Source organism: Streptomyces sp. NPDC002499, assembly GCF_053595415.1.
Genome location: NZ_JBSFXO010000003.1, coordinates 180657 through 195975 on the forward strand (window position 1 = coordinate 180657; position 15319 = coordinate 195975).

General features: G+C 69.6%; 9 protein-coding genes. 6 read left to right on the top strand and 3 right to left on the bottom strand.

Annotation, left to right across the window (positions count from 1 at the left end):
• The first annotated feature begins 172 nt into the window (after positions 1 to 172).
• The 3 genes from ACWD5F_RS08910 to ACWD5F_RS08920 all read left to right on the top strand — a co-directional run bounded on the left by ACWD5F_RS08910 (position 173) and on the right by ACWD5F_RS08920 (position 5480).
• The gene (locus tag ACWD5F_RS08910) at positions 173 to 2248 is read left to right on the top strand and encodes an APC family permease (protein WP_451252504.1); all 2076 of its coding nucleotides are present in this window, start codon (positions 173 to 175) and stop codon (positions 2246 to 2248) included.
• Positions 2249 to 2372: 124 nt separating this feature from the next.
• Entirely contained in the window at positions 2373 to 3695 is a 1323-nt protein-coding gene (locus tag ACWD5F_RS08915; RefSeq protein ID WP_451252506.1) for a class I SAM-dependent RNA methyltransferase, read from the top strand.
• Positions 3696 to 4118: 423 nt separating this feature from the next.
• Positions 4119 to 5480 (top strand): beta-1,3-glucanase family protein, encoded by a 1362-nt coding sequence (locus ACWD5F_RS08920; RefSeq protein WP_451252508.1) that lies wholly within the window; start codon positions 4119 to 4121, stop codon positions 5478 to 5480.
• Between the two features lie 85 nt (positions 5481 to 5565).
• Here ACWD5F_RS08920 and ACWD5F_RS08925 read toward each other — a convergent pair whose 3' ends face one another.
• The 3 genes from ACWD5F_RS08925 to nac all read right to left on the bottom strand — a co-directional run bounded on the left by ACWD5F_RS08925 (position 5566) and on the right by nac (position 12204).
• Positions 5566 to 9837, bottom strand: a complete 4272-nt coding sequence (locus ACWD5F_RS08925) for a discoidin domain-containing protein (RefSeq protein ID WP_451252510.1) — start codon at positions 9835 to 9837, stop codon at positions 5566 to 5568.
• 387 nt (positions 9838 to 10224) lie between these two features.
• A complete protein-coding gene (locus ACWD5F_RS08930; RefSeq protein ID WP_451252512.1) occupies positions 10225 to 11196 on the bottom strand; it encodes a 2-hydroxyacid dehydrogenase in 972 nt (323 codons plus the stop codon).
• A gap of 102 nt (positions 11197 to 11298) precedes the next feature.
• Positions 11299 to 12204 carry a nitrogen assimilation transcriptional regulator NAC gene (nac, locus tag ACWD5F_RS08935; protein ID WP_451252514.1) on the bottom strand — a complete coding sequence of 302 codons (906 nt, stop codon included), beginning with the start codon at positions 12202 to 12204 and terminating at the stop codon, positions 11299 to 11301.
• A gap of 320 nt (positions 12205 to 12524) precedes the next feature.
• Here nac and ACWD5F_RS08940 point away from each other — a divergent pair, with 320 nt between their 5' ends.
• Genes ACWD5F_RS08940 through ACWD5F_RS08950 form a run of 3 tightly spaced genes read left to right on the top strand, consistent with a single transcriptional unit; the run spans position 12525 to position 15097 of the window.
• Positions 12525 to 13307: a LamB/YcsF family protein gene (locus ACWD5F_RS08940; protein ID WP_451252515.1), complete on the top strand. Its 783-nt coding sequence runs from the start codon at positions 12525 to 12527 to the stop codon at positions 13305 to 13307.
• 1 nt (position 13308) lies between these two features.
• A complete protein-coding gene (locus ACWD5F_RS08945; protein WP_451252516.1) occupies positions 13309 to 14118 on the top strand; it encodes a 5-oxoprolinase subunit B family protein in 810 nt (269 codons plus the stop codon).
• Positions 14111 to 15097, top strand: coding sequence for a 5-oxoprolinase subunit C family protein (locus ACWD5F_RS08950; protein ID WP_451252517.1), 987 nt, complete (start codon positions 14111 to 14113; stop codon positions 15095 to 15097). The genes ACWD5F_RS08945 and ACWD5F_RS08950 overlap by 8 nt, the downstream gene beginning before the upstream one ends.
• Positions 15098 to 15319 lie beyond the last annotated feature (222 nt).

Sequence of the window (15319 nt, forward strand, 5' to 3'; positions counted from 1 at the left end):
GGCGGTGTTAGTCATATAGACATGGGGAGCGGGCGAGCTGCGGAATCCGTCGCCGGACCGGCTCAGAGTTCACCCGGAGGGCAGATGTGGAGATGGGGGTGCCCCCGTTCGAGCGTGTCGAGAACGGGGGAGGGTGGTTGTGCACCCGTTCGAACGCCTACGATGCTCAGTTGTGTCCAAACTGACCGACGTGCCCAAGCGGATTTTGATCGGGCGCGCACTGCGCAGTGACCGGCTGGGCGAAACGCTCCTGCCGAAGCGCATCGCCCTCCCCGTCTTCGCCTCCGACCCGCTCTCCTCCGTGGCCTACGCCCCCGGCGAGGTGCTGCTGGTCCTGTCCATCGCGGGTGTGTCGGCCTACCACTTCAGCCCCTGGATCGCCCTTGCGGTCGTCGTGCTGATGTTCACCGTGGTCGCCTCCTACCGGCAGAACGTGCACGCCTACCCCAGCGGCGGTGGCGACTACGAGGTGGCGACCACCAACCTGGGCCCCAAGGCCGGGCTGACCGTCGCGAGCGCCCTGCTCGTCGACTACGTCCTCACCGTCGCCGTCTCGATCGCCTCCGGCATCGAGAACCTCGGCTCCGCCATCCCCTTCGTGGTCGAGCACAAGGTCGCCTGCGCGGTCGGCGTGATCGTGCTGCTGACCCTGATGAACCTGCGCGGGGTGAAGGAGTCCGGGAAGCTCTTCGCCATCCCGACATACGTCTTCGTCGTGGGCGTCTTCATCATGATCGCGTGGGGCGCGTTCCGCGGCCTGGTGCTCGGCGACACCATGCGCGCGCCGACCGCCCACTACACGATCAAGGCCGAGCACCAGGGCCTGGCCGGATTCGCCCTCGTCTTCCTGCTGCTGCGCGCCTTCTCCTCCGGCTGCGCCGCGCTCACCGGCGTCGAGGCGATCTCCAACGGCGTGCCCGCCTTCCGCAAGCCCAAGTCGAAGAACGCGGCGACCACGCTCCTCGCGATGGGCCTGCTCGCGGTCACCATGTTCTGCGGGATCATCGTCCTGGCCCTGACCACCAAGGTCCGGATGGCCGAGAACCCGGCCACCGACCTGCTCAGGAACGGCGCCGAGGTCGGCTCCGGCTATGTGCAGAACCCGGTCATCACCCAGGTCGCCGAGGCCGTCTTCGGCAAGGGCAGCTTCCTCTTCGTCATCCTCGCCGCGGCCACCGCGCTGGTCCTCTTCCTGGCCGCCAACACCGCCTACAACGGCTTCCCGGTGCTCGGCTCGATCCTCGCCCAGGACCGCTATCTGCCCCGCCAACTGCACACCCGCGGCGACCGGCTCGCCTTCTCCAACGGCATCGTGCTCCTGGCCGGCACGGCGATGCTGCTCGTCGTCATCTACGGCGCCGACTCGACCCGGCTGATCCAGCTCTACATCGTCGGCGTGTTCGTCTCCTTCACGCTCAGCCAGACCGGCATGGTCCGGCACTGGAACCGCCACCTGGCCACCGAGAAGGACCCGGCCAAGCGCCGCCACATGGTCCGCTCGCGCGCCATCAACACCTTCGGCGCCTTCTTCACCGGCCTGGTCCTGGTCGTCGTCCTCGGCACCAAGTTCACCCACGGCGCCTGGGTCGCCCTGCTCGGCATGGTCATCTTCTACGCGACGATGACGGCGATCCGTAAGCACTACGACCGGGTCTCCACGGAGATCGCGGCCCCCGAGGGCCCGAGCGACGACAGCGTGCGGCCCTCCCGCGTGCACTCCGTCGTCCTGATCTCCAAGATCCACCGCCCCACCCTGCGCGCTCTCGCCTACGCCAAGCTGATGCGCTCGGACACCCTGGAGGCGCTCAGCGTCAACGTCGACCCGGCCGAGACCAAGGCGCTGCGCGAGGAGTGGGAACGCCGCGGGATCGACGTACCGCTGAAGGTCCTCGACTCGCCCTACCGCGAGATCACGCGGCCGATCATCGAGTACGTGAAGGGGCTACGGAAGGAGTCGCCGCGCGACGCGGTGTCCGTGATCATCCCCGAGTACGTGGTCGGCCACTGGTACGAGCATCTGCTGCACAACCAGAGCGCGCTGCGGCTCAAGGGCCGGCTGCTGTTCGTGCCGGGCATCATGGTGACGTCCGTGCCGTACCAGCTGCAGTCCTCGGAGGCGGCCCGCGACCGCGCCCGCAAGCGGCAGGACTGGAACGCGCCGGGTGCGGTGCGGCGGGGTCCGGCGCAGGTGCGGCCGAAGGAGCCGACAGGGTCGGGCACGGGCACGGGGACGGGCGGCAAGGCCTGAGCGAGTCCTTGGCCTCGGGCGGCAAGGGCCGACGTTCGTTGGTCGGCGGCCGGACGGCACCCACGTAGACTGGTGGGCTGTTGTCCGGCCGTATTCTCTTTCGATGTTGTGGAGTCACCCCGCCATGCAGGCAGAACCGAAGAAGTCGCTGGTCGGGGAGGCGTACGAGGTCGAGGTCGGGCCCGTCGCGCACGGCGGGCACTGTATCGCCCGTACCTCCGAGGGCCAGGTGCTGTTCGTCCGGCACGCGCTGCCCGGTGAGCGGGTCGTGGCCCGGGTGACCGACGGCGAGGAGGGCGCCCGCTTCCTGCGCGCGGACGCGGTCGAGATCCTCTCGGCGTCCAAGGACCGCATCGAGGCGCCCTGCCCCTACGCCGGTCCCGGCCGCTGCGGCGGCTGCGACTGGCAGCACGCCAAGCCGGGGGCGCAGCGCCGGCTCAAGGGCGAGGTGATCGCCGAGCAGCTCCAGCGGCTCGCGGGCCTCACCCCGGAGGAGGCCGGCTGGGACGGCACGGTGCTGCCGGCCGAGGGCGACAAGCTGCCGGCCGGGCAGGTGCCGCAGTGGCGGACGCGCGTGCAGTACGCGGTGGACGTGGACGGCAACGCCGGTCTGCGCCGGCACCGTTCGCACGAGGTCGAGCCGGTCGAGCACTGCATGATCGCGGCGCCGGGCGTCAGCGAGCTCGGCATCGAGGAGCGGGACTGGGCCGGCATGGCGTCGGTCGACGCGATCGCGGCGACGGGCTCCCAGGACCGCATGGTGATCCTGGAGCCGAAACCGGGCGCCCGTCTGCCCCTGGTCGAGCTGGACCGCCCGGTCTCCGTGATGCGGGTCGAGGAGCACGACGGCGGCATCCACCGTGTCCACGGTCGCGGATTCGTGCGTGAGCGGGCCGACGGTCGTACGTACCGGGTCGGGAGCGGCGGTTTCTGGCAGGTCCACCCGATGGCCGCCGACACCCTCGTCAAGGCGGTCATGCAGGGCCTCATGCCACGCAAGGGCGAGATGGCGCTCGACCTCTACTGCGGCGTCGGCCTCTTCGCCGGCGCCCTCGCGGACCGCCTCGGCGAGAAGGGCGCGGTCCTCGGCATCGAGTCCGGCAAGCGGGCGGTGGAGGACGCGCGGCACAACCTCGCGGGGTTCGAGCGTGTCCGGATCGAACAGGGCAAGGTCGAGGCGGTCCTCCCGCGCACCGGCATCACCGAGGCCGACCTGATCGTCCTGGACCCGCCTCGGGCGGGAGCGGGGAAGCGGACGGTCGAGCACCTGGTGTCGCTGGGGGCGCGGCGGATCGCTTATGTGGCGTGCGATCCGGCTGCGTTGGCTCGGGACTTGGGGTATTTCCGGGACGGGGGGTACAAGGTGCGGACGCTGCGGGCGTTCGATCTGTTCCCGATGACGCATCACGTGGAGTGTGTGGCGATTCTGGAGCCGATGGCCAAGTAGGCCTGATCGGTCCGGCGACGGTGCCCGTCCCGGGCCGGTCGCCGGGCGAACCGCCGGTCACAGCGTCGCTAAGGGCGGTTCGGCATCGACGGCGAGTCCCGCCTCGTCGTTCGTGATCGGGGAGATCCTGGTGATCGACGGGGGCCGCACCTTGTGGTGAGCCGGGCCGGCAAAGGCTCCTGACCTTCACGAAGGTCCGTACCGGTCGCGTCAAGTGATGGAGGAACAAGCCCCGTTGGGATCCGGCCCGCGGTCGGGTCCTGAACGGATCGGCGGCATCGCGCGCCCTCATCGACCAACTGCTGCGGATTCGGCTTCAGTTGTTGACGTCGGGCAAGGGTGGGGCTACAACCCGGGGAGAGCGCTCTCACATCTGCTGTTGCTCCTACCCCCGCACGCCGAACCGGCTTGAGGAGACTCCCCATGCAGACTTCCGCCGGCGTACCCGGCACACCCGGCAGACCTTCGGCCCGTGTCGTACGCCCCCGTACCGCTCTCGGACTCGTCGTCATCCTGATCGTCGCCTGTTTCGTCACCCTCACGTCGTCGCCCGCCCGGGCCGCCGAGCAGTTGCTGTCCCAGGGCAAGCCCGCCACCGCGTCCTCGACCGAGAGCGGGGCCTTTCCCGCCAGTGCGGCCGTCGACGGGAACACCGGCACCCGGTGGTCCTCGGCCTTCGCCGATCCGCAGTGGGTGCGGGTGGACCTCGGGTCCGTGCAGCAGCTCACCCGGGTCGCACTGAACTGGGAGGCCGCCTACGGCACCGCCTACCAGATCCAGATCTCCAACGACGCCAACAGCTGGACCACCGTCTACTCCACCACCACCTCCACCGGCGGCAACCAGAGCATCAATGTCTCCGGTAGTGGACGCTACGTGCGGGTGAACGGCACCGCACGGGCCACCCAATGGGGCTACTCGCTCTGGGAGTTCCAGGTTTATGGGCCTGGAAGTACCACGCCGCCGGACGACTTCTGGGGGAGTACCACCGACATTCCCCCGGCCGCCAACGCCGTCGAGGTGAAGATCCTCAACCGGACCAACGGCAAGTACCCGGACAGCCAGGTGTACTGGAGCTTCAACGGGCAGACGCACTCCATCGCCGAGCAGCCCTACCTGGACATGCCGGCCAACTCCGCGGGCCGGATGTACTTCTATCTGGGTTCGCCCACCAGCTCGTACTACGACTTCATCGAGTTCACCGTCGGCAACAACGTCTTCAACGGGAACACCACCCGCGTCGACGCCTTCGGGCTCAAGCTCGCCATGCGCCTGCACAGCAAGGACGGTTACGACGTCGAGGTCGGTGAGAACCGGCAGACCTTCGCCGAGGATCGCGCCACCACATTCCAGCGGTTCACGGACGCGGTGCCTTCGCAGTTCAAGGTGCTGGCCCAGACCCAGGGGCCGTACCGGATCATCGCGCCCGGCAGCGACCCGAGTTTCCGTGCGGGTGGGGTCAACGCCAACTACTTCACGTCGTACGCCCAGTCGGTCGGCGTGAACGCGGCCACTTCCGACATCTTCGGGTGCGCGGGCTCGTTGGCCGCCAATCCCGACATGTGCGCCGGACTCAACCGGCATGTGGCCACGCTGCCGGCCTCGCAGCAGTCCGACCCCGCGCAGTTCTACAAGGCCGCGCCCGCCAACTACTACGCCAAGTTCTGGCACGACAACGCCATCAACCAACTCGCCTACGGCTTCCCCTACGACGACGTGGCGGGTCAGTCCTCCTTCGTCTCCCATGCCAACCCGCAGTGGCTTCTGGTCGCCGTCGGTTGGTAGGCATGTAGACACATGCCGAACGGGGCCGCCCCTGTCAGGAAGGGCGGCCCCGCTTCATGCGGTGCTGGTCTGCGCTGCTCGGTCGCTACTCGACGTTGATCGTGAACGTGGACGTGGTGTTGCGGATGTCCTGGAAGTTGCCGCTCATCCGCAGGTTACGGAAGGTGGCCGAGCCGACGGCGGGTCCCTGACCCGGTTCCGGCAGCTCGTTGGCCCAGATGCCCCAGCCGGACTTGGCGTCGAACGCGTCTCCGCTCTTCTTGGAGTTGGTGATGGAGATGTCGGTGAAGATCGTGTCCTTCACCGGGAACTGCGGCTGGCCGCCGACGTAGTTGGTCTGGAACATCACGCCTCCGTAGGTGGAGTCGTCGATGTCGACGTCGTTGACCCGGATGCCCTGGAAGACCTTGGAGGCCGAGAACGCCCAGATCGCGGGGAAGACCTGGGAGCCCCAGAAGTGGCCGCCCGTTCTGTCCAGGGAGACGTTCTCGATCGTCGTCGGATCGGTCCCGAAGCCGTTCATCGGGTAGCCGAAGTCCAGCGAGGAGATCGTGATGCCGGAGTAGACCAGGGTGTCGGCGACCCTGATGTTGCGGAAGGTGTTGTTGAAGCCGCCGTAGACGGCGATACCGGCCGCACGCCAGGTGAGCGTCGACGTCAGGTTCTCGTACAGGTTGTTCTTCTCGTCCGCGCCGCCCGCGTCGATCGCGGAGAAGAGCGCGAAGCTGTCGTCGCCCGTGGCTCTGGCGTCGTTGTTGACCACGTGGTTGTCCGTGGAGCCGTTCGTCATGTTGACGCCGTCGGCGAACGTGTCACGGATGCGGGAGTTCTTGATGGTCACGCTGTCGGTGTTGGCGCCCCAGTAGAGGCACACCATGTGCTCGACCCAGATGTCGTCGATGGTGATGTTGGCGACGTTGGAGAAGTCGAACACCTTGCCCGGACCGTCGATCCGGGACGTGTAGTTGCCGAAGTAGGAGAAGCCGGTGAACGAGGAGCCGTTCGCGGTCGCCTCGGCCCGGAAGCCGACGTCGGTGTTCTCCTGCGAGGAGGGCGCGTGGAAGCGGGTGAACCACGACCCGGCTCCCAGGACCTTGACCGCCTTGCCGTAGACCTGGAACTTGCTGGCGGTCTCGTAGTCACCGGCCGGCAGGTAGACGCCCACGAGCTTGCCCGTGGTGTCCATGCGGACCTTGTCGAGCGCGTTCTGCACGTCCTGGTGCGAGAAGCCGGCCGGGACCGTGTAGGCGGCCGGGTCCGGGTTCGCGACCGCCGTCGCCTGTTCGAGGTTGATGAAGTCGACCGCGTACGTGGAGGTGTTGGCCGCGTCCTTCTGGAGCCGGATCTTCGAGCCGGCGGGCACGGTCTTTCCGAGCTGGACGTTCGCCTCGTCGTAGATGTGGCGCGGGGCACCGGAGCCGGGCGAGTTGCCGGGCGCGGTCTCGTTGCCGTACAGCCACGCGTACTTGGAGGTGAGGTCGATGGCCTTCAGGAACTGGCCGTCGACGTAGATGTTGAGTGTGGTGTCGGTGCCGTCGGGGATCTCGAAGCGGGTGACCAGGGTGTTGGTCGCCGCCCGGGTGGTCCACTCGACGTACTGACCGGTCGCGGAGAGGGTGACCGCCTTGCGGCCGCTGGCCTCGCCGGCGATGTCGCCGATCGTGCGGTTCGGTCCTACGACCTTGGCGCCGCCGCCGACGGTGCCGTCCTCGGCCTCGTACATGTCGTACGGCATGTCCGCGCCGCGGCCGACGAACAGGTTCTGCGTGGTGGTGTTGTTGGTGCGCTTGACCGGCAGTTCGTTGGCGTCGTCGGCGATGACCGTGGTCACGGTGAACTTGCCGTTGGCCGCCGTCCAGGAGCCGAGGGCGACCGGTGAGGTCGTCTGGCCGGACGCGATGGTGCCGTTGTAGGTGCCGGTGAGCGTCTTGACGGTGACGCCGTTCGCGTCCTTGACCGTCAGCGTGACGCCGTGGGCGCCGGCGGCCGAGGCCACCGAACCCTGGTTCTTGATCGCCACGGTGAAGGAGACGTTGTCACCCGCCGAGGCGCTGGTCGGGGTCCAGGCGACCGGTGCGGCGACCAGGTCGGAGCTGGCGACCGGCTTGACGACGAGGGCGTCGGAGCGGGTGAAGACGTTGTTCGCCTCGTTCTGCTCGATGACCTTGTTCGTCGGGTCCACCTCGGCGCCGACCGGGTAACTGCCCGCGTCCCGGGTGCCGATGCTCGCGGTGACCGTCGCCGACGCGCCGGCCGCGAGAGCCGGGACGTCCGCCGTGGCCGCCTTCGTGCCGCCCAGCGTGAAGTTCAGGTCGGTGGCCTTGGCCGCCTTGCTGCCGCTGTTGGTGACGGTCGCCGTCAGGCTGATGGCGTCCGACTCGACAGGCGCCGCAGGGGAGTTGGTGATGCCGGTGACCCTGAGGTCCGGGTTGGCCGCCGGGGTGCCGATCACCTGGAACTCGGCGACCTGCGCGCCGGGGGCGCCGGTGTTGGAGGCGAACTTGAGCTGGATGTCGGCCGCGGCGCCGGAGACCGGGATGGTCACCGTGTTGCCGCTCGACGGGTTGAACGTGTAGTCCTTCGCCGCGGCGAGACTCGTGAACGCGGTCGCGTCCTGGTCGCGCCCGAGGACCTGGATGTTCTGGGTACGAGTGGACCAGGCGGCGTCCGGGTTGAGCTTGACGACGACCTGGCTGAGGTCGGCGTTGGCGCCCAGCTTGGTGGTGAGGGTGGCCGGGTAGGCGCCGCCCCCGCTCTCCCAATAGGTCGCGACCTGGCCGTCGTTGGCGTTCGCGGCGACATAGGTGAAGGTGTACGAGGAGGCCTCGATGGGCTTGCCCTGGGCGAGGTCGGAACCGGTGCCGTTACCGGCCCGGGTGACGCTGTTGCTCGCCACCGACACGTTCCCGGCCGCGTCCTTGGCCTTCACGGTGTAGACGACCGTGGCCGTCGGCGACGGGGTGTCGGTGTAGGTCAGGGCGGTGCCCGCCACGGAACCGACGACCGTGCCGTTCGCGTAGACGTCGTAGCCGGTGACCGCGACGTTGTCGCTCGACGCCTGCCAGGTGAGCTTCACGTCGTTGCCGGTCTGCGTGTAGGCGAGGTTGCCCGGCGCGGTGGGCGCCTGGGTGTCGCCGCCCGATCCCGTGCGGGTGACGCTGTTGCTGTTGGCGGAGACGTTGCCCGCCGCGTCCTTGGCCCGCACGAAGTACGTGAGGGTGGTGCCGGCCGGCTGGGTGTCGGTGTACGTGAGGACGTTCCCGGCGACGCTCGCCCTCAACTGCCCGTTGGCGTAGACGTCGTAGCCGGTCACGGCCGTGTCGTCGGTCGCCGCGTTCCAGGTCAGCTTGATCTGCCCGGTCGCCGGCTCGGTGTAGGCCAGGCTCGTCGGCGCGGTGGGCGCCTGGGTGTCGCCGGTGGCCGGTCCGTAGACCTCCAGCTCGGACAACTGCCCTGCGGGCCAGCCGGTGTTGGCGGTGATCAGCACCCGCACGTACCGCGTGGTGGTCGTGTCCAGGGCGATGGTCGTCGACTGGTCGTTGGAGCTGTCGAAGGTGTACGCCTTCGAGGCCGTCAGGTCGGTGAAGTTCTGGTTGTCGGTCGAGCCCTGGACCTTGAGGGTCTGGCTGCGGCTCGGCCAGCCGCTGGGCAGCCGCAAGGTCACCTGGTTGATCTGGACCGACGATCCGAGATCGACCTTGACCCACTGCGGGAAGGCGTTGTTGGTGCTCTCCCAGTAGGTGGTGCGGTTGCCGTCACCGGCGTTGGCCGCGCCGTAGACGTCGGCGTGCCCGCTCTCGCTGAAGGGCTTGCCCTGGGCGAGGTTGGGGGTCGCGGCCGCGGCGGTCAGGACCTGAAGCTCCGCCAACTGGGCGGTGCCGGCGACCGAGTTGGCACTGAAGTCGGCCCGTACGAACCGGGTGAGGGTCGCGGGGAAGGAGACCTTCACCGTGTTGCCGTTGCCGGGGCTGAAGACGTACTGCGCCGACGACTTGAGCGTCGCGAAGCTCTTTCCGTCGGCGCTCGCCTGGAGCGCCAGGGTCTGCTTGCGGGTCTGCCAGTCCTCGGGCAGCCGCAGCACGACCTGGCGGACGCGCTCGGTCTTCCCGAGGTCGGTCTGCACCCACTGGGCCGACTTCTTTCCGGCCTGCCAGTAGGTGTCGGTGTCGCCGTCGGTGATGTTGGTGGCCTTGTGCGCGCCGCGGGTGCTGCCCGCGGTGGTCCTGGCGTCCGCTGCGGCGTTGGGGCCGCCGGCCGCGTGCGCGCCGACGGCGGGCAGGCCCAGCACCATGACGGCGGAGGCGAGCGCGGCGGTCGCTGCGCGGCGCCTGGTGGATCTCTGCTTGTGTCGAGTCATGCGGGGTCGCTTCCTGCGGAGGCTCGCGCGCCGGTGGGGGCGGCGAGGGCGGCTCATTCCTGGCGGAGTGGTGCAGAAAGGTGCAGGACGATCAGAGAGGTGCGGTGGGGGGTGGCTCAGGCGAGAATTTGCATTGTTTCATCGAAATATTGCAGAGCCGAGTGAAGGGGTCTACAGCCCGAACAGCACAATTTTCACCAGAAGCACTCACCACTCGGGGGTGGCGACGGCGCGGGAGCCCCTTCCGAGCCGTTGAAGTGGCCGAACGGCAGGACTCAGGGCGGGTCGCACCGGTCCGTGCGGCCCGCCCTGAGGTTGGGAGGCAGTGGCGAACTTGCGCTTCGAGAGCGCAAGCGAACGCAAGAACTGCAAACTCTTGCGTGATGTCTACGCCCGCACACTCCCCGGAAGCGGGGTCCGGGCGGGCCTGTCGGCCAGGACGTCGAGGATGTTGTCGACCGCCAGATCGACCATCGCGGCGCGGGTGGACTCGGTCGCCGAGCCGATGTGCGGGAGGGTGACGACGTACGGCTCCGCGACCAGCGGGGACAACTCCCGCCCCATCGGCTCGCGTTCGTGGACGTCGAGGCCCGCGGAGTGCAACCGGCCCTCGCGGACGGCGTGGAGCAGGGCGTCCTCGTCCACGACCCCGCCGCGGGAGGTGCTGACGAGGGTGGCGGTGGGCTTCATCAGGGCCAGTTCACGGGCCGAGATCAGATGCCGGGTCTCCTCGGTGAGCGGCACGTGCAGCGACACGACGTCGGACTCGGTCAGCAGCGTGGGCAGATCCACCGCGGTCGACAGGTCGTCGTCGGCGGCGTACGGGTCGTGGTGGAGTACGCGCATGCCGAAGCCGTGCGCCCGGCGGGCCACCGCGCGGCCGATCTGGCCGTAGCCGATCAGGCCGAGAGTGGCGCCGTGGATGTCGTGGCCCAGGTAGTCGTGCATCCGGAAGAGGTCCCAGGAGCCGGCGGCGAGGCTCGCGGACGCGGCGCCGAGCCGGCGGCGTGCGCTGAGGACCAGCGCGAAGGTGAGGTCGGCGGTGGTCTCGGCGAGCACGCCCGGGGTGTGGGTGACGACGATGTCCCGCTCGGCCGCCGCGGCCCGGTCGACGTTGTCGAAGCCCATGCTCGCCAGCGCGACGACCCGGAGCGAGGGGCCCGCCGCGTCCATCAGCGCGGCGTCCACGGGGTCGTTGCCGAGGGCCAGTACGCCGCTGACTCCGGGCGCGAGTGCGGCGAGGTCGGCGGGGCCGGGCTTTTCGGTGCCGGGCCAGGCAACCAGTTCCGCCGATTCGGACAGGCGGGCCAGGCCGTCGCCCGGCAGGTTTTCCCGGGTGGTGAGGACGCGCTTTCTCATTTGCTACTCCAGTGCCGAGCCATGCGTAACCGACCAAGTGAATTAATTCGATCGACGCTAGTCGGGACGGTCACCGGAAACAAATAGCGGATTCTTCTGACGCTATCGGGGATCCTTATCCCCGGTCAGTTCGAGGAACAGGTCGTGCACGGCCAGCGCGGGCTCGGAGAGCGGCTGATTGTCGGACGTCACCAGCGACAGCTTGACCTGGATCACCGGCTCCACGATCCGCCGCACGGACAGCGAACGGACGTCCAGGATGGCGCGCGCAGCCGACCAGGGCAGGACCGTGGCGCCCAGGCCCGCGTCCACGGCGTTGACCAGGGTCAGCGCCGATTCGACCTCGCCGACCACGTTCAGCCGGAGGGACGCCTGCTGGAAGGCGGCGTCCACCACCTGCCGGATGGTGTGGATGCGGCTCGGCAGCAGCAGCGGCACGCTCGCGAGCTCCGCCAGCCGCACCTCGCCCTGTCCCGGCGGTGCCGTCTCGCCGGGCGCGCCGATCAGGAACAGGTCCTCCGTCCGTACGGGCTCGAACTGCACACCCCGCAGCGGCCCCGCCCCGTAGATGAACGCCATGTCCATCCGGCCCGTCATGATCGCCTCGCTGATCACGCCGCCGAAGTTCTCGTTGATGTGCAGCAGGATGTCCGGGTAGCGCTCGCGCACGCTCTTGAGGAGCGGCAGGGCGAGGGCCGCGCCCAGGCTGTACGGCGCGAGGCCGACCGACACGCTGCCGGCGGGGGCCCGGCCGGACACCTCGACGGCGGCGTGGGCGAGGTCCACCTGTCGCAGGATCAGCTGCGCGTGCTGGTACAGCGCCCGGCCCGCCTCGGTCGGGGCGACCCCGCGCTTGCTGCGGATCAGTAGCTGCTGCCCGAACTGCGCCTCCAGCGCCGACAGTTGCTGGCTCAGCGCCGGCTGGGCGATGTGCAGGATGTCGGCCGCGCGCGTGATGCTCCCCGCGTCGATGATCTTGATGAAGGAGTAGAGACGCCTGGTGTCCATGCGCGGGGCCTTCCAGATGGAGCGAAGCCTCATCGTAGGGAGGGATCATCCCGAAGCACAGCCCCGGTGGGCGGAGGGTGTGAGGGGAGTCATAGCGGTTCGCGATAACGCCAGAACGAACGGATATTGGCGATCACGCGACGGGCGGAATAAGTTGAGCGGAACAAGTCGAGCGGAGCCTCCGCACCGGGCCGTACCCCGTTCCCCGTTCACGGTTTCCGGTCTCACGAAGACGTGATGGTATCCGCTTCCCAGAATTCCGCTCCCCAGGATTCCCCTTTCTGGAACTCCCTTCCCGGCATTCCCTACCGGAGGACGTCATGACTCCCATGGTTGATCTCGTCGCCGATCTCGGCGAGGGATTCGGCGCGTACACGATGGGCGACGACGCGGCCCTTCTGGAGATGCTGACGTCCGCCAATGTGGCCTGCGGGTTCCATGCCGGCGATCCGCGCATCATGGACGCCACCGTGCGGACGTGCGTGGCGAAGCAGGTGGCCGTGGGCGCGCACCCGAGCTTTCCCGACCTGGCCGGCTTCGGCCGCCGCGCGATGGACCTCACGCCGGAGGAGGTCCGCACGGACATGCTGTACCAGATCGGCGCCCTCCAGGCCTTCGCCGTCGCCCACGGCACCCGGGTGCGGCACATGGCCCCGCACGGCCGCCTCGGCAACCTGGTCGCCGTCCGCGCCGACTACGCCCGTGCGGTCGTGGACGCCGTGGCCGCCCTGGACGAGTCGATGATCGTGCTGGCACAGGACGGCGAGCTGGCCGACGCGGCCCGCGCCCGCGGACTGCGTGTGGGCATCGTGGGCATCGCCGACCGCGCGTACCGCGCCGACGGGACGCTCGTGCCGCGCTCCGAGGCCGGAGCCGTGATCCACGACCCCGACGAAGTCGCCCGGCGCACCCTGCGGATGGTCACCGAGGGCGTCATCCGCAGCGTCGACGGCACGGACGTCCAAGTCGCCTGCGACACCGTCCTGTTGCACGGGGACAGCCCTGGAGCGCTCGCACTGGCCGGCCGGATCCGCGAGCAACTCCTCGCCGCCGGGGTCGAGATCACCTCGCTCGACAAGGTCCTGACCGGCAAGGGAGCCTGACGTGACGGGTCTTGAGGTGAACGCCGGTGTCACGATCACCGACTGCGGCGACTCCGCGCTCGTGGCCAAGGCCGTGGGCCTGGACTCCGAAGCCGCCTGGCGACTGGTCCACGCCCTCGCCGACGCCCTGGACGCCGTCCGGCTCACCGGAGTCCACGACGTGGTGCCCACCTACGACGCCCTGCTCGTGGAGTTCGACTGCACGCGCACCGACCACGCCACCGTACGGAGCGTCCTGGCGCATGAAGCTGCCCGCCTCGGACCGCATCCCGAGCCGACGACCCCGCAGCGGCGCTTCGTCGTCCCCGTCGTCTACGGCGGTGAGTACGGCCCCGATCTGCCCGAGGTGGCCGCCCGACTCGGCCTGACCGAGGGCGAGGTGGTCGATCTGCACTCCGGGTCCGACCTCACCGTCCGCTGCCTCGGCGCACCCGCCGGAGCCCCGATGACGGACGGCCCGCCCTTTCCGAAGCCGGTGCCGCGCCTCGCCTTGCCCCGCACCCGGGTCGACCCCGGCTCGGTCGCCGTCGCCGGCCGGCAGGCGGTCATCTGCCCGATGCCTTCCCCCGGCGGCTGGCCGCTCCTGGGCCGCACCCCGGTGCGCGTCCTGGACCCGCACAGCGACCCGATCACCGCGTACCGCCCCGGCGACACCTTCCGCTTCCGGCCCATCGAGGCCCGACAGTGGGACGAATACGCCGACTTGAGCCTCGCTGACCTGGTGGACGCGGCGGACACGGTGGGCGTGGCAGACCTGGTGGACGCGGCGGACCTGGCACCCGTGACAGACCTGGCGGTCCGCCATGGCTGACACCCTCACCATCCGCACCGCGGGCATCGTCACCGTGCAGGACCTGGGCCGCGTCGGCCGCTCCCGCTACGGGCTGCCCGCCAACGGAGCCGCCGACCAGCACTCGGCACGCGTCGCCAACGTCCTGTGCGGCAACGACGAACGCGCCCCGCTGCTGGAGATCACGGCCCTCGACTTCGCGTGCGTGCCCTCCGCCGACATCCTCGTCGCCGTGACCGGCGCCCCCGCCGACGTCACGGTCGACGGCGGCGTACGGCCGCAGTGGGAACCCGTTCCCGTGCGGGCCGGCGAGACCGTCAAGGTCAGCGGTATCCGGCAGGGACTGCGCGTCTACCTGGCCGTACTCGGCTCGTTCGAGGCGGACCGGTTGCAGGGCAGCTGCGCTCCCGACACCATCCTCGGCTTCGGGCCCGCCCTGAGCGCCGGCGACGAACTCGTCCTGCGCACGGCGTGCCCGCCCCTCGACCACCCGTTCTCCCGCATCCCCCTGTTCCGCCTGAAGGCACCCGTCCCCCCGTTCCCCGCCGGCTGGACCATCGACGTCACCGACGGCCCCGACCGGGCCGAGTTCGGCGACACCGGACGGCGCCTTTTCGACGGCCCGTTCACCGTCACTCCGCGCAGCAACCACATCGGCCTGCGCCTTCAGGGGGAGGTGCCCCGCCGTGTCACCAAGGGTGAGGTGCTCTCCCGCGGTGTCCCCATCGGCGCCGTCGAAGTACCCGCCGGGGACGAACTCCTCGTACTCCACCGCGGCCGCGGTGTCACGGCCGGCTACCCCGTCCTGGCCGTCGTCACCGCGACGGGCCTGTCCGCCCTGGGACAGGTCCGCCCCGGCCAGACCCTCCGCTTCCGCCACCGCACCCTCGACCAGGCGGTCGCCGCCCACCGCGCCCAGCGCAACGCCGTCGACGCCCTGAGATCCAGGGTCCGCACGGCTTTCGAGGCCCTGCGCATCCGCGCACCCGCGGGGGCCTGATCACGGGGCACGGGCTCCCGCCGGCGCCTGACGCCCCGCACCTCGTCAACACGGGCCGCTTTTGCAGGGGCGCGGGGAACTGCGCGACCAGCCCCCACCGGCCGGCAGGAAATCCGCATCCGCTCCCTCCCCACTCAGCGGACCTCGCCGCCCACCAGCACATCCCAACCTGCACACACAACCCACCCGCACGCGCTCACCCGCTCCCGCCAACCCGCTGGA

Excerpts from the sequence above, each read along its gene's own strand:
- ACWD5F_RS08940 (WP_451252515.1), top strand. The coding sequence starts at position 12,525 with ATGACTCCCATGGTTGATCTCGTCGCCGATCTCGGCGAGGGATTCGGC.
- ACWD5F_RS08920 (WP_451252508.1), top strand. The coding sequence starts at position 4,119 with ATGCAGACTTCCGCCGGCGTACCCGGCACACCCGGCAGACCTTCGGCC.
- nac (WP_451252514.1), bottom strand. The coding sequence starts at position 12,204 with ATGGACACCAGGCGTCTCTACTCCTTCATCAAGATCATCGACGCGGGG.
- ACWD5F_RS08915 (WP_451252506.1), top strand. The coding sequence starts at position 2,373 with ATGCAGGCAGAACCGAAGAAGTCGCTGGTCGGGGAGGCGTACGAGGTC.
- ACWD5F_RS08925 (WP_451252510.1), bottom strand. The coding sequence starts at position 9,837 with ATGACTCGACACAAGCAGAGATCCACCAGGCGCCGCGCAGCGACCGCC.
- ACWD5F_RS08950 (WP_451252517.1), top strand. The coding sequence starts at position 14,111 with ATGGCTGACACCCTCACCATCCGCACCGCGGGCATCGTCACCGTGCAG.
- ACWD5F_RS08930 (WP_451252512.1), bottom strand. The coding sequence starts at position 11,196 with ATGAGAAAGCGCGTCCTCACCACCCGGGAAAACCTGCCGGGCGACGGC.